Origin of the sequence: Geminicoccus roseus DSM 18922 (assembly GCF_000427665.1) — a bacterium.
GTDB lineage: Bacteria > Pseudomonadota > Alphaproteobacteria > Geminicoccales > Geminicoccaceae > Geminicoccus > Geminicoccus roseus.
In genome coordinates, this window is record NZ_KE386572.1 from 2250939 (window position 1) to 2271583 (window position 20645).

The 20645-nt window shown below is 64.0% G+C and carries 16 protein-coding genes; 11 read left to right on the plus strand and 5 right to left on the minus strand.

What is annotated here, in order from left to right; genetic code table 11:
- The first annotated feature begins 57 nt into the window (after positions 1 to 57).
- The 3 genes from polA to GEMRO_RS0111575 all read left to right on the plus strand — a co-directional run bounded on the left by polA (position 58) and on the right by GEMRO_RS0111575 (position 5382).
- Positions 58 to 2772, plus strand: a complete 2715-nt coding sequence (polA, locus tag GEMRO_RS0111565; protein WP_027134111.1) for a DNA polymerase I — start codon at positions 58 to 60, stop codon at positions 2770 to 2772.
- A 497-nt stretch (positions 2773 to 3269) separates the two neighbouring features.
- A complete protein-coding gene (locus tag GEMRO_RS29170; protein ID WP_035485179.1) occupies positions 3270 to 4067 on the plus strand; it encodes a gamma-glutamyl-gamma-aminobutyrate hydrolase family protein in 798 nt (265 codons plus the stop codon).
- Positions 4042 to 5382 carry a glutamine synthetase family protein gene (locus tag GEMRO_RS0111575; RefSeq protein WP_027134112.1) on the plus strand — a complete coding sequence of 447 codons (1341 nt, stop codon included), beginning with the start codon at positions 4042 to 4044 and terminating at the stop codon, positions 5380 to 5382. The genes GEMRO_RS29170 and GEMRO_RS0111575 overlap by 26 nt, the downstream gene beginning before the upstream one ends.
- On the opposite strand, the gene GEMRO_RS35245 is transcribed toward GEMRO_RS0111575, so the two are convergent.
- On the minus strand, positions 5379 to 5780 hold the full coding sequence (locus tag GEMRO_RS35245; protein ID WP_240476860.1) for a hypothetical protein: 402 nt from the start codon (positions 5778 to 5780) through the stop codon (positions 5379 to 5381). The genes GEMRO_RS0111575 and GEMRO_RS35245 overlap by 4 nt on opposite strands.
- Between GEMRO_RS35245 and GEMRO_RS0111580 the strand changes: the two genes are divergently transcribed.
- The 6 genes from GEMRO_RS0111580 (at position 5685) to GEMRO_RS0111605 (ending at position 12437) form a co-directional block, all read left to right on the plus strand.
- The gene (locus tag GEMRO_RS0111580) at positions 5685 to 7010 is read left to right on the plus strand and encodes an aminotransferase (protein WP_240476799.1); all 1326 of its coding nucleotides are present in this window, start codon (positions 5685 to 5687) and stop codon (positions 7008 to 7010) included. The genes GEMRO_RS35245 and GEMRO_RS0111580 overlap by 96 nt on opposite strands.
- A gap of 15 nt (positions 7011 to 7025) precedes the next feature.
- Entirely contained in the window at positions 7026 to 7499 is a 474-nt protein-coding gene (locus GEMRO_RS0111585) for a heme-degrading domain-containing protein (protein WP_027134114.1), read from the plus strand.
- Positions 7500 to 7664: 165 nt separating this feature from the next.
- The gene (locus GEMRO_RS0111590) at positions 7665 to 8444 is read left to right on the plus strand and encodes an MBL fold metallo-hydrolase (RefSeq protein ID WP_027134115.1); all 780 of its coding nucleotides are present in this window, start codon (positions 7665 to 7667) and stop codon (positions 8442 to 8444) included.
- 364 nt (positions 8445 to 8808) lie between these two features.
- Positions 8809 to 10299, plus strand: a complete 1491-nt coding sequence (locus GEMRO_RS0111595) for a SulP family inorganic anion transporter (RefSeq protein ID WP_027134116.1) — start codon at positions 8809 to 8811, stop codon at positions 10297 to 10299.
- Positions 10300 to 10311: 12 nt separating this feature from the next.
- Positions 10312 to 11169, plus strand: a complete 858-nt coding sequence (locus GEMRO_RS0111600) for a universal stress protein (protein WP_027134117.1) — start codon at positions 10312 to 10314, stop codon at positions 11167 to 11169.
- 80 nt (positions 11170 to 11249) lie between these two features.
- Complete coding sequence (locus tag GEMRO_RS0111605) at positions 11250 to 12437, plus strand: acyltransferase family protein (RefSeq protein ID WP_027134118.1); 1188 nt, start codon at positions 11250 to 11252, stop codon at positions 12435 to 12437.
- A 6-nt stretch (positions 12438 to 12443) separates the two neighbouring features.
- Here GEMRO_RS0111605 and GEMRO_RS29175 read toward each other — a convergent pair whose 3' ends face one another.
- Positions 12444 to 13895 (minus strand): class I SAM-dependent methyltransferase, encoded by a 1452-nt coding sequence (locus GEMRO_RS29175; protein WP_157505553.1) that lies wholly within the window; start codon positions 13893 to 13895, stop codon positions 12444 to 12446.
- Positions 13876 to 14148, minus strand: coding sequence for a hypothetical protein (locus GEMRO_RS29180; protein ID WP_035485183.1), 273 nt, complete (start codon positions 14146 to 14148; stop codon positions 13876 to 13878). The genes GEMRO_RS29175 and GEMRO_RS29180 overlap by 20 nt, the downstream gene beginning before the upstream one ends.
- Before the next feature lie 214 nt (positions 14149 to 14362).
- Between GEMRO_RS29180 and GEMRO_RS0111620 the strand changes: the two genes are divergently transcribed.
- Together GEMRO_RS0111620 and GEMRO_RS0111625 are read left to right on the plus strand one after the other, a co-directional pair.
- Positions 14363 to 15961: a sulfatase-like hydrolase/transferase gene (locus GEMRO_RS0111620; RefSeq protein ID WP_084506838.1), complete on the plus strand. Its 1599-nt coding sequence runs from the start codon at positions 14363 to 14365 to the stop codon at positions 15959 to 15961.
- Positions 15962 to 16002: 41 nt separating this feature from the next.
- On the plus strand, positions 16003 to 16371 hold the full coding sequence (locus GEMRO_RS0111625) for a 4a-hydroxytetrahydrobiopterin dehydratase (protein WP_027134120.1): 369 nt from the start codon (positions 16003 to 16005) through the stop codon (positions 16369 to 16371).
- Between the two features lie 283 nt (positions 16372 to 16654).
- Here GEMRO_RS0111625 and GEMRO_RS0111630 read toward each other — a convergent pair whose 3' ends face one another.
- Together GEMRO_RS0111630 and GEMRO_RS0111635 are read right to left on the minus strand one after the other, a co-directional pair.
- Positions 16655 to 18436 (minus strand): hydantoinase B/oxoprolinase family protein, encoded by a 1782-nt coding sequence (locus tag GEMRO_RS0111630; protein WP_027134121.1) that lies wholly within the window; start codon positions 18434 to 18436, stop codon positions 16655 to 16657.
- 11 nt (positions 18437 to 18447) lie between these two features.
- Positions 18448 to 20520 (minus strand): hydantoinase/oxoprolinase family protein, encoded by a 2073-nt coding sequence (locus GEMRO_RS0111635; RefSeq protein ID WP_027134122.1) that lies wholly within the window; start codon positions 20518 to 20520, stop codon positions 18448 to 18450.
- Positions 20521 to 20645: the final 125 nt, after the last annotated feature.

Here is a 20645-nt window from a genome sequence, read left to right on the forward strand (position 1 = left end):
TGGTGGAAGCTCACGTCGCCTCTGTCGATCCTCGCCTGGTCCCGCTAGGTTCCGCGCATGAGCAATGCATCCCGCCTCGTCCTGGTCGACGGCTCCGGCTACATCTTCCGGGCATTCTTCGCGCTGCCGCCGATGACCCGGCCGGATGGCACGCCGGTGAACGCCGTGTTCGGCTTCGCCTCCATGCTGTTCAAGCTGATGACCGACCGGCCCGAGGACGATCTCCTGGTCGTGTTCGACCATTCGCGCGCCTCCTTCCGCAACGAGATGTACGACGCCTACAAGGCCAACCGCGACGAGCCGCCGCCGGAACTGCGGCCGCAGTTTTCGCTGGTACGGGACGCCGCCCGTGCGTTCGGCCTGCCGGTGGTGGAACTGGAAGGCTTCGAGGCCGACGACCTGATCGCCTCCTATGCCCGGCATGCGCGTGCCGAAGGGCGGGTCGTGGAGGTGGTCAGCTCCGACAAGGACCTGATGCAGCTGGTGGACGACGGCGTCTTCCTGTTCGACCCGATGAAGCAGAAGAACATCGGCAAGGACGAGGTGTTCGAGAAGTTCGGGGTAGGGCCCGAGCGGGTGCGCGACGTGCTGGCCCTGGCGGGTGATACCTCCGACAACGTGCCGGGCGTGCCGGGTATCGGAGTGAAGACTGCCGCGCAGCTGATCAACGAGTACGGGTCGCTGGAAGCGCTGCTGGCGCAGGCCGACAAGATCAAGCAGCCCAAGCGGCGCGAGACGCTGGTCAGCAATGCCGACAAGGCGCGCCTGTCCTACCAGCTGGTAGGGCTGCACGACGAGGCGCCATTGCCGCTGACCCTGGCCGAGGTCGCCCGGGCGGCGATCGACCCTGCCATGCTGCTGCCGTTCCTGCAGGAGAACGGCTTCAAGACCTTGATCTCGCGGATCGGCCTGCTCGCCGAGGCGGCGGAGGTGCACAAGGTCAAGGCGGTCCGGCAGGAGGCTCGTTACCGGGCGATCACCGAGCTCGCTGAACTCGAGGGATTCCTCGTCCGGGCAAAGGCCTCCGGCTACCTGGCGATCGACACCGAGACGACGTCGCTCAGCGTCATGGACGCCACGCTGGTCGGACTGTCGATGGCGGTCGACGAGGAAGAGGGGATCTATGTACCGCTCTGCCACGAGGATGCCTTCGGCCAGCCCTGCGAGGGGCAACTCGCTACCGACATGGTCATCGACCGGCTGCGGCCGATCCTGGCCGATCCGGCCATCCTCAAGATCGGCCACAATCTCAAGTACGACATCGGGGTCCTGGCCAAGTACCAGGCCCAAATCCAGCCCTATGACGATACGCTGCTGATCAGCTACGTGCTGGACGGAGCGAAGCACGGCCACGGAATGGATGAACTGGCCAAGCGGCACCTGGACCACGACACGATCAGCTACGACTCGCTCACCGGCACCGGCAAGGGGCGGATCGGCTTTGCCAGGGTTGCAATCGACAAGGCCACTGACTATGCGGCGGAGGATGCGCTGATCACCTTCCGCCTCTGGAAGCTGCTCAAGAAGCGCCTGGTCGAGGAGAAGATGGTCCGGGTCTACGAGGAACTGGACCGGCCGCTGCCTGCGGTGGTGGCGCAGATGGAACTTGACGGGATCGCGGTCGATCGCGACCTGCTCCGCCGGATGTCCGGCGAGTTCGGCCAGCGCATGGCGGCGTTCGAGGCAGAAGCGGCAGCCCTGGTCGGGCATGCGTTCAACATCGGCTCTCCCAAGCAGCTGGGCGAGGTGCTGTTCGACGAGATGAGCATTCCCGGCGGCAAGAAGGGCAAGGCCGGGGCCTACGTGACGGATGCCGATGTCCTGGAGCAGCTGGCCGCACAGGGCCATGAACTGCCGAAAGTCGTGCTGCAGTGGCGGCAGCTGCAGAAGCTCACCCGCACCTATACCGATGCACTTGTCGAACAGATCAGTACTGTCGATCAGAGGGTGCACACCTCCTACATGCTGGCTTCGACCTCGACCGGGCGCCTGAGCTCGACCGAGCCAAACCTGCAGAATATCCCGATCCGCACGGAGGAGGGCCGCCGGATCCGCCAGGCATTTGTCGCTGAACCTGGCTGCGTCCTGATGTCGGCAGACTATTCGCAGGTAGAACTGCGGATCCTGGCGCATATGGCGGAGGTCGATGCGCTGAAGGAAGCCTTTGCCGCCGATATCGATATTCATCGGGTCACGGCAGGCGAAATGTTTGGCGTCCCGGTGGATGAGGTCGGCGCGGACCTTCGGCGCAGCGCCAAGACCATCAACTACGGGATCGTCTACGGGATCGGCGCGTTCGGATTGGCCCAGCGCCTGGGCATCTCCCATGGCCAGGCCAAGGACTATATCGATCGCTACTTCTTCCAGTACCCTGGGATCAGGGAATACATGGACAAGACCAAGGCCCAGGCTCGTGAGCAGGGCTACGTGCTGACCGTGGATGGGCGACGTTGCTGGGTCCCTGAGATCCTGTCCAAGCTGCCGGCCAGGCGCGCCTATGCCGAGCGGGCCGCGATCAACGCTCCGATCCAGGGCTCCGCCGCCGACATCATGAAGCGGGCGATGATCCGGGTGGCGCGTCGACTGTCCGACGAGCGGGCCGGTGCCAGGCTGCTCCTGACCGTGCATGACGAGCTGCTGCTGGAAGTTCCGGAAAGCGAGGTCGCCGCGACCCAGGGACTGGTGCAGGAAATCATGCAAGGGGCGGCAAGCTTGAGCGTGCCGCTGATCGTCGAGGTCGGCAGCGGTCGAAGCTGGGGCGAGGCGCACTAGCCAAAGCTGGGGCGAATGAACGCCCTGGTTGATTTGTGGCTGGGTTCGGTTGCAGAAGCCGGTTGATCAGCCCCGTGGTGGTCAGATCATGCTGGAGGACCTCCTGCATACGCTGACTGCCACTGTCCGGTCGCCATGAGGGAAGGTGCGGGCAGATGGATGCCGACTGGCCATGCCCAGGGGAGGCAGAACGGGAACGCTCCGGAAGGCGGCGATCTCCAGCCTCGATCTCCTGGAACGGCTCGCCGTGCGTTCAAACAGGACGAACCCGCAGTTCCGGAACTCTGAAGGCGACACCCCCGGCCGGCCGGGCGGCTTCGTCCCAGGCCGGACCCATCCGCCCACCATGCCCCTTTGCGAGCGTGGCGAGCGCTGCAGGAGAAGCCCGGTGCGCCCGCGTGTCGTGGCAAGGGACGCATTGCGGCTTCAATTCGAGCGGCGACTTGCCGCCTCGGGGGAAGCTTGCCGCATATTCAACCGTAGGATACCAGTGGAACATGAGTGATCGAGCCCCCGTCCCGCTGATTGGTGTCACCGCCTGCTTCCGAGAAAGCGGGGATGGCCTGGGCGTACACAGCGTAGGTGGCAAGTATCTCCATGCCGTCCTCCAGGCCTGTCAGGGGATGCCCGTACTTGTGCCGGCGATCGGCGCAGCGGCCGACCTCGATCTCCTGATCGAGCGGCTGGACGGGCTCCTGTTCACCGGCAGTCCCAGCAACGTCGAACCGCATCATTACGGCGGGCCTTTGGCCCGCGCCGACAACATTGCCGATCCGGAGCGGGACGCCACGACCCTGCCGTTGATCCGCAAGGCGATCGACAGCGGCCTGCCGATCTTTGCGATCTGTCGCGGGTTCCAGGAACTCAACGTGGCGCTGGGAGGCACGCTGCATCAGCATGTCCACGAGGTCCCGGGTCGCTTCGACCACCGCTCGCAGAAGGATCGGCCTCCGGCACAGCGCTACGATCCGCGCCACCCGATCTCGATCACCCCAGGTGGCCTGCTGCAGGAGATCCTGGGCGGAGCCTCGACCACCCAGGTGAACACGCTGCATGGGCAAGGCATCGACCGCCCGGCCGCGCGGTTGCGGATCGAGGCGCTGGCATCGGACGGCACGCCGGAAGCCGTGAGTGTGCCGGATGCCCCAGGCTTCGTGCTGGGCGTGCAGTGGCATCCGGAGTGGCGGGCCATGGACAATCCCGACAGCGTGATGATGTTCCGGGCCTTTGGGGACGCCTGTCGTGCCCGCGCCCAAACCAAGGTGCCGCATGCTCAATATCTCCGAGTGGCTTGAAGAACGCCACATCACCGAGGTCGAATGCCTGATCGTCGACATCAATGGCATCGGCCGGGGCAAGGTGCTGCCCGCCTACAAGTTTCTGAAATCACTGGAAGACGATACGCTCCGCATTCCGGAGAGTGTCTTCATTCAGACCGTGACCGGCGATTATCCGGAAGAAGACGTGATCGACCCGGCGGACCGGGACGTCCGCCTGCGTCCGGATCATGACTCGCTGCGCTTGGTACCCTGGTATGATGAACCTACGGCCCAGGTGATCTGCGACGCATTCCATCACGACGGCAATCCCGTGATGATCGCTGCCCGACAGGTCCTGCGCCGGGTCGTGAAGCTCTATGAGGAGCGCAACTGGAAGCCGATCGTGGCGCCGGAACTGGAGTTCTTCCTTACCAAGATCAACACCGACCCGGACTATCCGCTGGAGCCGCCGATCGGCCGCTCCAAGCGGCCGGAAACCGGCCGGCAGAGCTTCGGCATCGATGCCCTGAACGAGTTCGATCCGATCTTCGAGGATGTCTACGCTTGGTGCGAGGCGCAGGAGATCGACGTGGACGGCATGACCCACGAGGCTGGTGCCGCCCAGATGGAGATCAACTTCGCCCACGGCGATCCGCTCGACCTCGCCGACGAAGCATTCCTGTTCAAGCGTACGCTCCGGCACGCTGCCCTCAAGCACGACATCTACGCCACCTTCATGGCCAAGCCCATGGAGCGGGAGCCGGGCTCGTCGATGCATATCCACCAGTCGGTGGTGGACGTCAGGACAGGGCAGAATCTGTTTTCCGCCGGTGAGGACGGCTACTCGGAACTGTTCCTGTCGCACATCGCCGGGCTGCAGAAATACCTGCCGCATTGCATGCCGCTCTTGGCGCCGAACGTGAACAGCTACCGAAGGCTGCGGCGCTTCTCGACCGCGCCCATCAACGTCCACTGGGGGATCGAGAACAGGACCGTCGGCCTGCGCGTGCCGGCATCCTCGTCCGACTCCCGACGGATCGAGAACCGTATCGCCGGGGCCGATGCCAATCCCTATTTGGCGATCGCTGCCTCTCTGGCCTGTGGCTATCTCGGGATGATCCACAAGCTTGAGCCGACGAAGGCAATTTCGGGCAGCGCCTATCGCCTCTCCCATTCGCTGCCTACCCAGCTGGGCGAAGGACTGGAGAAGCTTGCCGCATCCAAGGCGATGCGGGAGACGTTGGGCGAGGAGTTCGTCGAGGTCATGCTGGCGGTCAAGGAGACCGAACACGCGGCCTATCAGTCCGTGATCAGTTCCTGGGAGCGCGAGCATCTCCTGCTGAACGTCTAGCTTGAGGGCAGCCTGCCGTGGGCGACCGGCCGGGCCAGCCCCGGTCCGGCCAGGTCAGCATGCATCCGCTGCGGGAGAGATTGGTCACCCATGATCGTGCCAAGCTGGATCGTGGGCAGCTTGGGGGGTGGCGGGCATCCTGGCGAGCATGGCAGGATGATCTGGCCGAGGTTCGGCATCATCAGACAGGCGAGAAGGGCAAGACGTCCCGCCGGCAGGCAAGGCCGGCGGACCTTGAAAGGTGGATCATGGATCTTCAGGTCGCGATGCAGCGTTGGCAGGAGCTCGATGCCGAGCACCACCTGCATCCGTTCAGCACCCACCACCAGCTGGCGGAAAAAGGCACGCGCGTCATCGATCGCGGCGAAGGATGCCATATTTGGGAAGCAGACGGCCATAAGCTCATCGACGGCATGGCCGGCTTGTGGTGCGTCCAGGTGGGCTACGGGCGGGAACGGCTGGCCAGGACAGCCTACGAACAGCTCAAGCAGCTCAGCTACTACAACAGTTTCTTCCAGTGCGCCTCGATCCCCTCGATCGAGCTTTCGGCGAAGCTTGGAGAGATCCTGCCGGCCGGCATGAAACGGGTCTTTTTCGCTTCCTCCGGTTCCGAGGCCAACGATACGGTCATCAAGTCCGTCTGGTACTACTGGAACCTGATGGGCAAGCCCGGCAAGAAGCACTTCATCTCGCGCAAGCTCGGCTATCATGGAGTAGGTATCGGCTCTGCCAGCTTGACCGGCATGTCGTTCATGCACGGCATGTTCGACCTGCCGCTGCCGCGCTTCCACCACATCATGAACCCGTATTGGTGGGGCGAAGCCGAAGAAGGCGAGACCGAGGAGCAGATCGGCCAGCGTGCCGCCCAGGCGCTCGAGGACAAGATCCTGGAACTGGGGGCGGAGAATGTCGCAGCCTTCGTCGCCGAGCCGATCCAGGGCGCTGGCGGGGTGATCATTCCGCCGGACAATTACTGGCCGGCAATCCAGGCGATCTGCCGAAAGCACGACATCCTGCTGGTCGCCGATGAGGTCATCTGCGGGTTCGGCCGGACCGGCGCCTGGTGGGGCAGCGAGACCTACGGGATCCAGCCGGACATCATCGCGATGGCCAAGGGACTCTCGTCCGGCTACGTGCCGATCTCGGCGGTGGCCTTCGGCGCCAGGGTCGGCGATGCCATCTTCAATGGCGAGAAGGAATATGCCCACGGCGTCACCTATGCCGGTCATCCGGTGGCGGCTGCCGTGTCGCTGGAGAACATCCGGATCATCGAGGAGGAAGGGCTGGCGACCCGGGCCGCCGGTCCGATCGGTGCCTACTGGAGGGAGGTCCTAACCGAGACCTTCAAGGACCATCCCATGGTCGGCCAGATCCGCACCAAGGGGCTGCTGGCCTGCCTGGAACTGGCCGAAGATCGCAGCAGGCGGAAGCGTTTCGACGAGAAGCGCGAGGTCGGCTCCACCTGCCGGGACCTGTCGGTGAAGAACGGGCTGGTGATGCGGGCGGTCCGGGATGGCATGGTGTTGTCGCCGCCCCTGATCGTGACCGAGGCGCAGGTCGACGAGATCGCCGCCAAGGCCAGGAAATCGATCGATGAGACGATGACTGCGGTCGGGTTCAAGGGCTGAAAGAGGATAGGGACGATGGCGGACCATGAGAACCTGCAGGATCTCCTCGCTGACGAGGAGCGGCTGCAGTTCGCCAGATTCGATAGCGACACTGCCCTGGCGCTCGGAATGTTCATCCTGGAGCAGGCACGTAGCCGCGGTCACGCCGTCACCATCGACGTGACCCGGGGCGCGCAGCAGGTCTTCCACGCGGCCATGTCTGGTACCAGCGCCGATAACGACGCCTGGGTTCAGCGCAAGGCTCGCGCAGTCCGGCGGTTCGGGCACAGCTCGTGGTACCTGGGCTGTCTGGCCCGGGCGAAGGGCTACGACTTCAATCAGAAGTTCCTGCTGGAGCCTGCCGAATATGCGGCTCACGGCGGCAGCTTCCCGGTGTTCGTTCGCGGCACCGGGATGGTGGGGACCGTGACCGTGTCGGGCCTGCCGCAGAAGGAGGACCACATCTTCCTCACCGAGGTTCTGGATGCCTTCCTGGCAGCACAAGCCTGACCGGAACCGGACCTCGGGACCTTCGGCAGTTCTTGAGACAGGGCGCCTTTCCTCGTCCATTGATCTTTAGCTTCAGTCGGTGAGCGACATCCTGCATCATGAGCCTGGGCCTCTGTCTTGGTGGCATGATGCAGAGATCCCGGGATGATGTGGGTGGGGCTGAGGATGGTGTCGAAGCTGACATTCTTGGGCACGGGCAGCGCGTTCACGGTCGGCGCAGCCAACTGGCAGTCCAATATGCTCATCGAGAGCGAGGAAGGGCGAAGGCTGCTGATCGATTGTGGCGGTGACGCCCGCTTGGCCCTGGCCGAGAGGGGGCTTGAAGCCAGGGACATCGATGCGGTCTACATCAGCCATCTGCACAGCGATCATGTTGGTGGGCTGGAGTGGCTTGGCTTCTCGACCTATTTCGATGCCGGAGCGGCTAGGCCCGCCTTGTTCATCGAGGAGAACAAGGTCGCCCGGCTTTGGACCAACAGCCTGAGCGGCAGCATGGCTCGCAGCGGCCTTGCGACCCTTGACGATTATTTCGAGGTACGGCCCGTATCTGGCGATGGTGGTTTCGTGTGGGAGGGGCAGCGCTTCGACCTCACCGGCATGCTGCACTGCATGGATGGCAGCGTTCCGCTCATCAGTTTCGGCCTGCGTTTCGAGACTGATATCGGCCGCTTTCTGATCACCAGCGACACGAGGTTCGAGCCGCAACGCTGCGCCAGCCTCTATGCCTGGGCAGAGATCATCTTTCATGATTGCGAAACTAGCTATGCTGCAGATGGCACGCCCGCCCGCTCTGGCATTCATGCTCATTACGAGGACCTGAGAACTCTCCCTTCGGACGTACGGGCCAAGATGTGGCTCTACCACTATCAGCCGGGTCCGCGGCCGGACGCCCAGGCTGAAGGTTTTCGCGGGTTTGTCGCCAAGGGACAGGTATTCGGCCTCTGATCGCCTTTCGCTCTGGATCGAGTCCAGGTGCGGCAGCGGAGCCGGCAGCGCTCGCTCATCGTCGCAATGCAGGGGCGGGTGAGGCATCATGTATCATGTGCAGGGTTGCCCTGTGCATTGCTGCCCACTAACCTCCTGGCCGTGCTGCATTGCAGCGCCGCAGCCCCAGGTTGGGTCCATCTCCTCGCGTCAGGGCCAATGTAGGATCTGCTACCACCGCACGTCCGCTCCGGGATGCCCATACCACGGTATGCGGCACTGATGGTGTACGTGCGTCGATCCTTCGAGGTAATTCGTCCGCGTCCCTGACGACGTCCCTTATTGTTCCCGTCTGCTTTGGCGGGATTTCCCATCGGGTAGATCCATGAGCACCGTTTCGGTGACCACTCTGCGTGAGCAGTGGTTCGGTAACATTCGCGCTGACGTGCTGGCGGGCCTTGTTGTTGCGCTCGCTCTCATCCCGGAGGCGATCGCGTTCTCGATCATTGCCGGGGTCGACCCCAAGGTCGGGCTCTACGCCTCCTTCTCAATCGCTGTCATCACGGCGATCGTGGGTGGTCGTCCGGGCATGATCTCGGCTGCCACGGCAGCTACCGCCGTGCTGATGGTTGACCTGGTGCGGGATTACGGCCTGCAATATCTTCTGGCTGCGACCGTGCTGGCCGGGATCCTGCAGGTCATCGCCGGCATCTTCCGGCTGAATTACGTGATGCGCTTCGTGTCACGATCCGTGATGACCGGGTTCGTCAACGCCCTGGCAATCCTGATCTTCATGGCGCAGCTGCCCGAGATGATCAACGTGCCGCTGCTTACCTACCCGATGATCGCAGCCGGGTTGGCGATCATCTATCTCTTCCCCCGCCTGACCACCGCGGTACCCTCGCCATTGATCTGCATCCTGGTGCTGACGGCCCTGTCCCTGGCGCTGGGCTTCGACCTGCGCACGGTCGGTGACATGGGAGAACTGCCCGACAGCCTCCCGGTGTTCCTGATCCCCGACGTGCCGCTCAACCTCGAGACCCTGCTCATCATCCTGCCGTACTCGGCAGGCGTGGCGGCGGTTGGCCTGCTCGAATCGCTGATGACCGCCCAGATCGTCGACGACCTCACCGATACCTCGAGTGACAAGCGTCGCGAATGCGTTGGCCAGGGCGTCGCCAACTTCTTCACCGCCTTTATCGGCGGGATGGCTGGCTGCGCCATGATCGGCCAGTCGGTGATCAACGTGAAGTCAGGTGGGCGGCAGCGGCTTTCCACCTTCTGCGCCGGGATCTTCCTCCTGTTCCTGATCGTGGTCCTGGGTGACCTGGTCGCGATGATCCCGATGGCAGCACTGGTCGCGATCATGATCATGGTCTCGATCGGCACGTTCAGTTGGCAGTCGATCAAGAACCTGCGGACCCACCCCCGCAGTTCCAGCGTGGTGATGCTGGCGACGGTGGCCGGGGTGGTGATCACCCATAACCTCGCGATCGGCGTGGTGATCGGCGTGCTGCTGTCCGGCATCTTCTTCGCGTGGAAGATCGCCCAGATCTTCCGCGTGACATCGACGCTCTCGCCTGATGGCAGCGAGCGGACCTATGTGGTCGAAGGGCAGGTGTTCTTTGCCTCGGCCGACGACTTCGCCGCGGCCTTCGATTTCCGGGAGTCGCTGGAAAAGGTCACGATCGACGTCAGCCGGGCGCATATCTGGGACATCTCCAGCGTGGCGGCCCTCGATCGGATCATCCTGAAGTTCCGGCGCGAAGGTGCAGAGGTGGTGATGGTCGGCCTCAACAAGGCGAGCGAGACCATTGTCGATCGCCTGGGTGAGCACGACAAGCCGGGGGCGCTCGAACGCCTCGCGAGCCACTGAGGGAGGTCGTTCATGTCCAACAAGATCATCGCGCTGATCGATGGTTCGACATACGGCAAGAGCGTCTGCGAGCTTGCGGCCTGGGTGGCCGCCCGCACCGGACGTTCGGTCGAAGTCCTGCACGTGCTCGGGCGGCGGGACGTTTCCAGCCATCCAACCGATTTCAGCGGCAACCTCACCATCGACGAGCGAGACAATCTTCTTTCCGAACTGGTCAGCCTGGATGAACAGAAGGCCAAGCTCGCGCACAAGCGGGGCCGGCTCATTCTCGATCAGGCGACCGAGTGCCTGAAGCAGGCCGGACTGACGGGGTTCTCGACCAAGCTGCGCAACGGAGACCTGCTCGACACCGTCCGCGAGTTCGAGACGGATGCCGACCTGATCGTCATCGGCAAGCGAGGCGAGGCCGCCGACTTCGCGAAGCTGCATCTGGGCTCCAACCTGGAACGGGTCGTCAGGGTGGCGCACAAGCCGGTGCTGGTCGCCGCCCGTGCGTTCAAGCCGATCGAGCGGGTCATGATCGCCTTCGACGGGGGCGCCAGCTCCATGAAGGCCGTGTCGCACATCACCACTGGCTCGCTGTTCAAGGGTCTCCCCTTGCACCTGCTAATGGCCGGGACGGAGACCCGGGAGGCGAAGGAGCAGGTCGCTCAGGCCTCAGGGTTGCTGGAGAAGGCGGGCTATGCGGTCGAGGCGCGGGTCCTGCCGGGCGAGGCCGATGCGGTCATCGCCCGGGAGGTCCAGGACCGGCAGATCGATTTCCTGGTGATGGGCGCCTATGGCCATTCGCGGCTGCGCAACCTGATCATCGGCAGCACCACCACCGAAATGATCCGATCGTGCAAGGTCCCAATCCTGCTGTTCCGCTGATCTTTCCATGTCCTCCTGCTGATCCTTCCCGCGAACCCACCTTGAACGCCTGACCGCTCGGCGCAGAGGAACCAATCAACATGGCGCATTCCGTCAGCCTAGTTTCGGGTGCCGACAGGATTGCCCAGTCCGAGGCGCCGCCGGCCCATGGCCGGCTGGTGCCGCTGGATGGACTGCGCGGGATCGCGGTATTCCTGGTGCTGCTGTTCCACTGGAAGTACCTGCCGTTCGGCTGGAGCGGCGTCTGGCTGTTCTTCACCCTCTCCGGCTTCTTCATCTTTCGGAACCTGCTGGCGACCCGCCAGTCCCGGCCGGACATGAAGCTCGGGCCATTCTATGGCCAGTTCATGGTGCGGCGCTGCCTGCGCCTCCTGCCCCTCTACTACCTGCTCCTGTTGGTGATGGTCGTCGTGGTGACGATCCTGCAGCGCTGGGACCTGCTAGGCTACACGGTGCCCGGCCTGGCGCTGTTCATCCACAACCTGGTCAAGCCGTTCTCCACGATCCAGCATACCCTGTACTATGACCATTTCTGGAGCCTGGGCGTCGAGATGCATTTCTATCTCGTCGCGCCGCTGCTGGTGTTCTTTCTGAGCCGCCGGGCTTTGCAGGTTCTTCTGGTGGCGATCGTCCTAGTCAGTCCCATTCTTCGCCAGACGGCGCTGGAGATCCTCAGCGCCGATCCAGGAGCGCTGACGATCCGACCCGGCGGGTTCATCTACTTCTTCTCGCTGTTTCACTTCGATGCATTCGCCCTGGGTGGTCTGGCCGCCATGCATGAGCGGGACCTGGTGCGGCTGGGCCAGAAGACGTGGTGGCTCCTGCTCGTGCCGGGCACGTTGTTCATCGCCTATTTTCTGGGGGTGGGGCTCTTGTTTCGCGACGTGCCGTATCAGTTGTTCATGGCCGACCATCTGCAGGCGAGCCTGGGCTATACGCTGCTGATCCTGGGTTGCACCGGACTGATCTGCGTTGGGCTGGTCGACCATGGTCTCCTGCACCGGTTCCTCACCCTGCCGCCGCTGCTCCTGCTCGGCCGGATCTCCTACGGAGTCTACCTGATCCACGGGGCGATCCTGATGCTGACCTTCCAGATCTGGGACAGCTATTTCCCCGGCCTTGGGCGCTTCAGCCCGCAGATCCTGGCCGTGTTCTGCGTCTACCTGCTGGTGACGGTCGGCCTTGCCTGGCTGTCGTTCACCTATTTCGAGAGCCGGTTCCTGGCGCGGCCCAAGCTGATCTCGGCCCGCGCCATGGGAGGCGGCTGACTTCGGTCAGTCGCCCTTGGGCGTGCAAAAATAGATGCAGCGCTTGCCACCCTTGAGAGGCTGGCTGGAGCGGATTTCATAATGCTCGGCCAAGCAGGCTTCGAAGCCTGCCTGATGATAGTCCCCATACTGGTCGTCCTTGTTCGCCAGCAGGGTCTGGACCATCTCGTCCTCGCGACTGACGAACTCAATCACCAGGGCGGTGCCGAGCCCTGCCAGCCATCCAACGAAGTCGCGCATCGGGATGTTGGCGCTGATGACGATGTGATGGATCAGCGCCAGGCAGAGGGCAAGTTCCGGTCGGCCGCGCTCGGGCAGGGAGCGCCGCTCCATCCCCCGCCAGCCCTGGGCGGGTGAGGGGTCCGACAGGTTGACCACCAGTGGCAGGATCTGCCGACGATCGGAGCGGCCCTTCTGCTCCTGGTAAAGGTGCTCGATCGCCATCCAGTCGCCATCCATGGCGACCACATGATCGGCGTGTTCCGCCACGATCCGCGAGAAGGTGCCGGTGTTGCAGCCCAGGTCCCAGGCCAGCCGCCACTGCCGGTGACCGGCGGCCTTCCGCACGAAGTCGCATTTGGCCTCGAACTCGGGCGCCTCGTAGCTGTGGGTGCGGTGGTAGTCGGCCCAGACCGTCTTGGAGCCGCCCGGCTTCAGGCCGGACACGATCTTGCGCAAGCCTTCGACGTTGCGGACGATGAACTGCTTGTCGAAGCCCGCCTTGGCGATCGAGCTGCGAACCCCCTGCGGCTTGCCGGCGTAGCGGCGCTGCAGGCTGTCCTGCGCCAGCACGTGCAGGAGCACGCCCGGCCGCACCATGTCGCGGGCGGAGAGGAGGGCGCGCAGGCCGGCGGCAGGAATACCGTCGATCTGCCCACGCAGCCAGGGACGATAGTCGACGCCTTTGTAGGCCTGAAGAAACAGTGGGTAGAGGAACAACTCGCAGAACTGCCGATAGCCGACCCAAGGCTCGCCCTCGTGCAGTATCTCGAAAGACGGGATGTCGATGAAGACCGGCTGGGCGCCCATCCACTGGACGTTATAGGCAGATGAATCCTTCAGGATCATCCCGGCTGGCAGCGCCGCCAGCATCAGGTCCAGATGCAGCAGGGCTGCATCCTTGAGCATTCCGAAGGTCCATTCGTAGGGGTAGGAAATGAAGGGTACCGTCTCATGGCGCAGTACCGCAGCCCAGCCATCTGCCTGATTGACCTCCGGCCCGCTCTCCAGACGCTCGGTCCTGACAATGCTGCCCGCCTTTATGTGCTCCCGGAAGAAGGGAGCGGCGCTGAGGGCTTGCCAGTTGGCGAGCGCCTTCGCACTGATGCCGCGCAGGATCTGGTCGTCTCGGTAGTACACCGCGCCATTGCGATCCCGGAACGAGCCGGGTTCCGCGACAGCGGGAGCGATGCTGGGCTCGGCAGGCGCGATCAGCGTTTCACTTGCGGGTGGAAGCATCGGGCCCGACATCCTGCTGCACGCTGTGGACATGGGTCTCTGGCGCCTCGCGGCGGATACCGAGCACCGTCAGGATCCGGTGCCAATACAGCTTGCCGGCGAGGAGCAGGCCGGCGACGCCACCCAGCATGACCTGCAGGATGATGCTGCCGGTACCTGGATCCAGATAGGCCAGGGCCGATGTGGTCGAGGTTCCGACCAGGAGCGCCGCGATCAGCAGACGAAAGCCATGCGTGCCGATGACCTGAATCATGATTTCATGTCCCCTAAGCCAGGCCTAAAGGCCCAGCCGCTTTTGGCGAATCCCACGACCAGGAGACTGGCTGTCACGAGCCAGTCCGCTATTTGTCATTTAACTGTCATGGCAAGGGGGCGGCAACAAGGGCCCAGGCCGGGTTGATTGGATCGATGAGGTTTTTTTCGCGAGCCGGCGACGGTGAACGCGGGTGGAGCGGTACTGGACGACCATGAAGAATTCTCAAGGCGAAACGCCCAACCCAGCACCAGTCGAGCAGACTTCGGTCGATCAGCGGATCTATCCACTGCACCCTTTCATGCTCGCGGTTGCCTCCGTACTCGGGCTCTTCGCGAACAACGTGAAAGAGGCCGCACTCGGCGACATCCTGCCGGCTCTCGCCTCGGTACTCGGCTTTGCGCTGCTGCTGTTCCTGCTGCTCGGGCTGTTGTTCCGCGGCCTTGGCGCGCGCACGGCGCTGCTCACGAGCATCGTCCTGGTGGGCTGCCTGTTCTATGCCCGCCTATGGTTCTGGCTGGACCACAAGACGGGGGGAGTCGTGCCCTTCGGCCTGTTCGTCCTGCCGTTCATGCTGGGGTTGGCCTTGCTGTTCATCCTGGTAGCCCGGACCCGCGCCGACCTGAGGTTGCCGCATTCCATTCTCAACGGAGTCGCCTTCTTCCTGATGATCACCCCCATCGCCCAGGTCAGCTGGTACACGTGGCAGAACGCCCGACCCGGCCTTGTCGTGGCGACGTCAGAGGAGGTGGTTGCTCCGGTGGGAGACCGACCAGATATCTACTACCTGATCTTCGATCGATATGCCTCGGCGGCGACCCTCCAGCGCTATTTCGACTTCGACAATGAGCCTGTTCTGTCCTTTCTGGAGGAGCGCGGCTTCTACGTGGCCCCTGGAAGCCATGCGAACTACCTGAAGACTGCTCACTCTTTGGCCTCCACGTTCCAGATGGACTATCTGGACTTCCTGGCGGACGAAGAGGGAAGCAGGTCTAGCGACTGGCAGCCGATCTACCGCCTGCTCGGGGAGCATCGGGTGGGACGTCTGTTGAAGTCCGTGGGCTATCGCTATGTCCAGATCGGCTCCTGGTGGCGTCCGACCCAAGCCAGTTCCTTCGCCGACGTGAACCCGAGCTTCGGCTTCCGCGAGTTCACGTCGATCTATGTGCGTGACCGACTGCTCAACCCGCTGCTTCATCTGATCGCACCCGAAAGCCCGTACACGCGGAGCCTGCAATGGGACAGCGGTCAATGCCAGCGGGTGCCCTGGCAGATCGAGCAGGTCGAGAAGGCGGCTTCGGGATCCCAGCCGACCTTTGTGTTCGCTCACTTCCTGCTACCTCACGAGCCCTACGTGTTCGATGCCGAAGGAAACTGCCTCTCGCGGCCGGAGTCGCGCGAGCGTGGAACGAAGCAGGGTTATGTCGAGCAGGTCCGATATGCCAACAAGGTGATCCGCGACCTGGTGACGACCCTGCAGGCGAAGAAGGACAGACGCTCGGTCATCATCATCCAGGCAGACGAGGGACCGTTTCCCGAAACGGATGTCGGACATACGCGCACATGGCGAGAGGCGACAGAAGACGAGTTGAATATCAAGATGGGTATACTGAATGCCTACTACTATCCTGATCAGGATTATGATCTTTTATATCCTACCATCACGCCAGTGAATTCCTTTCGAATGCTGTTCGACAAATACTTCGACGTCGGTTTGGGGCGGCTGCCGGACCGGCTGGTTGGTTTTCCGAACATCTTCCGGATCTACGAGTTTTTCGACATCACGGGTGCGGTACGGGCTACCCAGGACTAATCTTTTCTCTGAATGGGTGTTCTGCCTTCAGGAGGACGATCATGTCTGACGCTTCAGACCAACTCGTTGCCCAGTCCTGCACGCCTTGCCGAGGAGGCGTGCCGCCGCTCGATCCTGAAGAAGCGGAAAGCTATCTGGCGCAGACTCCTGGATGGTCTCTGCACGATCAGGCCCATCGGATCGAGCAGACCTACCGCTTCAAGAACTTTGCTGCTGCCTATGAATTCGTGAAGCGGGTGGCTGCGCTGAGCGAGGCCGAAGGACATCATCCCGACATCGGATTCGGCTGGGGCTATGCGACCATCTCCCTGCAGACCAAGAAGATCAGGGGCCTGCACCAGAACGACTTCATCCTGGCAGCGAAGATCAACCGACTGTCCAATGAGGGAGGGTCGTCTTCATCGGCATGACGACCTCGCATGGCCATGCTTGCGGGGCCTTCCGAGGACGAACTGGATTGCTCGTCCTCGGAGAAGCCGGCACGCGAGGTCGAGGGAGGCGGGCTCCGTGGCCCAGGATGGCGCTGGAGGTGGCTAAGGGAATACCCCGCGGCCGGAATCAGCGTTCAGGCACAGCGACGATGATCCTGGCTGAGGTGCGTGCCCGCCTGTCGCCACACCTCCTCCTGTACTGCAGGCGCTCAGCGCAGAACCACGTGGGTTTGGCCGGACCCAGACGACTGGAGCGTTTCACTCAAGCACTCCGCCGCCTGGCCGTTGCCGCCTCGTCGACGGCCAGGCTCTGGTCGTCCAGGGAGCCCGTCAGGACGACGCCATAGATATCGGCCGCACGCTCGATCGTCTCGAAGCCATCGATCACGTCCTTGAGGACCCGGGCCGCCGGGCGCTCCATGGGATCACCATAGCCTCCGCCTGAGGTGTGGTGCCCACGCACCCGCTCCCCCTTCACCAGCCTCTCGACCACGATGTTCGGGAGTTCGGTCTCGCTGCCATCGGCCGCGATCTTGAAGTGCCGCGCGGTGACGCCGTCCTGGCCCCCGCGAACGCCCTTGGGTGGGAAATGGGTGCCGTCGCATGGCCAGAGCACGTCCATCGGGTGCTCCTTGGGACCGTACTCGAACTCCAGGGCGGGGGCGCCACGCTGCCGCCCGGCTCCACCGGTGCCGGGCTTCAGGCGCATGAAGCGGACCTCGATCGGGTGCTTGAGCTCGTCGATCTCGACGGAATCCCGATACATCAGCCCGGCGATCACCGGGATGCCGTAGGTCGGCCAGCCGTCGGCTGCGGGCGCGCCGGGACCGCCGGAACTGCCAAGGTGAAGCTGGTTGATGTAAGGGCTGTCCGCGTAGCGGTGATCCTTGCCCGACACCACGGCCATGCCTCCGCCGAGGCCGACCCCGCCTTCGGCCAGACCCCAGCCATCGCCCAGCTGGGCCATGGCCGACTGGGTCAGGTTGACCAGCCGGTCGGCGACGTTGGTGGTGGCCACCGAGCAGCTGTGGGGGAACTCTGGGCGCCCGCAGACCGCGCCGTCGCGCAGGTGCATGACGATACGGCGAAACGACCCGGAGTTGCGCGGGATGGTCGGGTCGATCGAGTTGAAGATGCCGGCGATGCTGGCGGCGGTAGCGCAAGCCTCGCTCTCGTTGAACCCGCAGTCGACGTTGTCCACGTTGTCGGTCAGATCGAGTTCGACCATCGCCTGGTCCGGATCGATCTGCACGGTGACGTTCAGCGGAATGCCGTCCGGCAGGAGTACGCCGAAGGGATCGTGGGCGCCACTGGTCGACAGCTTAGCGTGCGGCAGCTTGCGGATCGCCTGGACCATCCGCTGCTCGGAGTAATCCAGCCAGTCGCGGACGAAGGTCTTGACCTGCGCCTTCCCGTACTTGGCGCACAGTTCCTTCAGGCGCCGCTCGGCCACCCGTGCAGCGCCGATGCCGGCCAGGAAGTCGCCATACCACTGATCAGGCACGCGGATGCGGGCACGGCACATCCGCACCACGTCCTCGATCATCTGGTGGTCGCGCTGGACCCGCACGGACGGGAAGATCAGGGAGCCCTCGGCGTACTGATCCTTCGCTCCGGCCATGTAGGTGGTCGGCAGGGAGTTGCCGGTATCGGCCTGATGGGCCTTGGCGACGGTGGTGAACAGATGCTCACCTTCGAAGAATACCGGCACAAGGAAGGTATGGTCGGCCGCGTGGGTATTGCCGCTGTATGGGTCGTTGTGCAGGTAGCAGTCGCCCTCCCTCAGGTCGCCGGCATGGGCGAGGCGCATGGCCTTGGCCTGCATGTGGCTGCCGAAGATATGGATCGGCAGGCCTTCGGCCGAGGCTAGGAGCTGGTCGTCGGCCGTGCAGATCGAGCAGGAGAAGTCCCGGGCGCTGTTGATCACCGCGGAGCGGGCGGCACGCAGCAGCGTGTTGGTCATCTCCCGGACGATGCCGTCGATCCGGTTGGCGATAATCGCGGTCATGTAGGGATCGAAGCGGGTCTCGTCGGTCGCCGTCATGGCAGGGGTCCTCAAGCGACGTGGAGCAGATAGTTGCCAGCACCGCTGACCACCGCCGACATGCCCGGATAGATGACCAGGGTGGTGGTCGGCTCTTCGACGATGGCGGGCCCCAGGATGAGCTGGCCGGGCTCCAGGTCCTCGGAGCGGAAGATGCCGGTGTGCACCGGCTCGGCACCGCCGAAGTAGCAGTTGCGATGCTCGCGCGAAGTACCCGCGGGCTTTTCTGTCATTTCGGGAGAGACGACCGGCGGAGTGGCGAGATGCACGACCAGCCGCATTCGCCAGTTCACGATCTCGACCGGCGAGGATATGTCCCTCACCGCAAAGACCCGCTCGTGGACCTGATGGAAGCTCTCGACCAGGGCCGCGACGTCTTCCGGCCCGTCGAAGCGACGCTTGGGCAGAGGCGTGTCGAGTTCCCAGACCTGCGAGAGGTAGCGAGCTTCGGCGATGCACTCGACCGTCCAGTGGTCGTTGCTGCCGGCAAGCCCGGTCCGGAACGCCTCGAGCTTCGCCGCAAGCCCATCCAGCATCGCATTGATGCTCTCGATATCGAAGCTGGTGGAGAGCGTGACCAGGCTCGCCGCCTCCTCGGCCACGATGTCGGCATGCTGCATGCCGGCGGCGGACAGCGCCGAGGCGACCTTGGGCAGGACGACGCGCCGGCAGCCCAGTTCCTCGGCTATCTTCATGATGTTGAGGCCTGCGGCACCGCCGCCTGCCACGATCGTGCTCTCGCGGGGGCTCACACCTTCGTTGATGGTGATGTCGCCGACTGCGCGCATCATCAGGTCGCTGGCAAGGCTGACGATCCGGTAGGCCGCCTCCTCAAGGGACAGCCCGATCCGTTCAGCCACGCTCGCGACCGCTCTCCGGGCGGCTTCCACGTCCAGGCGCATCCGGCCGCCCAGGAAGTTGTGCGGATCGAAATAGCCCAGGACCGTGGCGGCATCGGAGACCGTCGGCAGGGTGCCGCCCCGGCCGTAGCAGGCGGGACCAGGCATGGAGCCCGCCGACTGCGGACCGACCCGCATCAGCCCGCCTTCGTCGATCCAGGCAATCGAGCCGCCTCCGGCGCCGATGGAACGCATGTCGACCGCGGCGATGCCGAGCAGGTCGCCGGTGTACATCGGGCCCAGCCACGTATCGCGGCTGAAAGTCAGGCGGCCATCGCGGATCAGGCCCACGTCGAAGGTCGTCCCGCCCGTGTCGCAGACGATGACGTTGTCGCCGAGGTCTTCCTGGCGCGAGAACACCAGCCCGGCCAGCGGTGCCATCGCCGGGCCGGAACCAACCGTGTAGATCGGCTTCTCGGTGGCCGCATCGATATGGCCGCAGCCACCGGCCGTCGTGCTGATCAGGATCTCGCCCAGGTAGCCGGCAGCACGCAGGTCGCGCTCCAGGCCCTTGAGGTGCGCCTGCATCAAGGGCTTGAGCGACGCGTCGATCGCGGTCGCCGAGGCCCGGCGATACTCGCGCACCACCGGGATCAGCTGATGGGACAGGGTGGCCGGCACGTCCGGCAGGATCTCGGCGATCAACTCGCCGATGCGCCGCTCGTGGGCGGGATTGGCGATCGACCATAGAAGGCAGACCGCGATCGCCTCGAAGCCACGCGCCCTGATCTTCTCCAGCGTGGCCCTCGCGCTGGCCTCGTCCAAGGGAACTGAAACCGTCCCTTCCGAACTCATCCGCTCCGGGATCTCGAAGGTATGGCTGCGCGGGATATAGGGCTCGGGGAAGTCCTTGCTGAAGTCGTGGGGATTGAACTTGCCGCCTTCCTTCAGGAGCAGGACGTCGGGAAAGCCCTGGGTGGTCAGGAACGCGGTCTTGGCGACCCGCTTGGTGACGATCGCGTTGGTGGCGCGAGTGGTGCCGTAGATCAGGAGTTCCGTCGCGGCGAGCAGGCGGTCGCGCTCGGTGCCAAGCTGTTCCGCAGCGTTGCCGATCGCCTCGTTCATGCCCTCGAAGATGCGCTCGTGGGTGGTCAGGGCCTTGCCGACCGTCATGGCGCCGTCGGCATCGGCAACGACCACGTCAGTGAAGGTGCCGCCGGTATCGACGGAGATGCGGTATGCCATGACAATCCCGTGCTTGCCTCTGCGCGACCCCGATGGCCGGGGCTGGATCCAGCCGTATCCCCTGCGTGTCTTCAGGCCGGCGGACGCCTGCCTTCGGCGACGTTCGCCGGCCTGAGGACTGTCGC

What these genes read in the sequence shown, in the direction of transcription:
- polA (WP_027134111.1), top strand. Translation starts at nt 58, where the DNA reads ATGAGCAATGCATCCCGCCTCGTCCTGGTCGACGGCTCCGGCTACATC.
- GEMRO_RS29170 (WP_035485179.1), top strand. Translation starts at nt 3,270, where the DNA reads ATGAGTGATCGAGCCCCCGTCCCGCTGATTGGTGTCACCGCCTGCTTC.
- GEMRO_RS0111575 (WP_027134112.1), top strand. Translation starts at nt 4,042, where the DNA reads ATGCTCAATATCTCCGAGTGGCTTGAAGAACGCCACATCACCGAGGTC.
- GEMRO_RS35245 (WP_240476860.1), bottom strand. Translation starts at nt 5,780, where the DNA reads ATGGCCGTCTGCTTCCCAAATATGGCATCCTTCGCCGCGATCGATGAC.
- GEMRO_RS0111585 (WP_027134114.1), top strand. Translation starts at nt 7,026, where the DNA reads ATGGCGGACCATGAGAACCTGCAGGATCTCCTCGCTGACGAGGAGCGG.
- GEMRO_RS0111590 (WP_027134115.1), top strand. Translation starts at nt 7,665, where the DNA reads ATGGTGTCGAAGCTGACATTCTTGGGCACGGGCAGCGCGTTCACGGTC.
- GEMRO_RS0111595 (WP_027134116.1), top strand. Translation starts at nt 8,809, where the DNA reads ATGAGCACCGTTTCGGTGACCACTCTGCGTGAGCAGTGGTTCGGTAAC.
- GEMRO_RS0111600 (WP_027134117.1), top strand. Translation starts at nt 10,312, where the DNA reads ATGTCCAACAAGATCATCGCGCTGATCGATGGTTCGACATACGGCAAG.
- GEMRO_RS0111605 (WP_027134118.1), top strand. Translation starts at nt 11,250, where the DNA reads ATGGCGCATTCCGTCAGCCTAGTTTCGGGTGCCGACAGGATTGCCCAG.
- GEMRO_RS29175 (WP_157505553.1), bottom strand. Translation starts at nt 13,895, where the DNA reads ATGCTTCCACCCGCAAGTGAAACGCTGATCGCGCCTGCCGAGCCCAGC.
- GEMRO_RS29180 (WP_035485183.1), bottom strand. Translation starts at nt 14,148, where the DNA reads ATGATTCAGGTCATCGGCACGCATGGCTTTCGTCTGCTGATCGCGGCG.
- GEMRO_RS0111620 (WP_084506838.1), top strand. Translation starts at nt 14,363, where the DNA reads ATGAAGAATTCTCAAGGCGAAACGCCCAACCCAGCACCAGTCGAGCAG.
- GEMRO_RS0111625 (WP_027134120.1), top strand. Translation starts at nt 16,003, where the DNA reads ATGTCTGACGCTTCAGACCAACTCGTTGCCCAGTCCTGCACGCCTTGC.
- GEMRO_RS0111630 (WP_027134121.1), bottom strand. Translation starts at nt 18,436, where the DNA reads ATGACGGCGACCGACGAGACCCGCTTCGATCCCTACATGACCGCGATT.
- GEMRO_RS0111635 (WP_027134122.1), bottom strand. Translation starts at nt 20,520, where the DNA reads ATGGCATACCGCATCTCCGTCGATACCGGCGGCACCTTCACTGACGTG.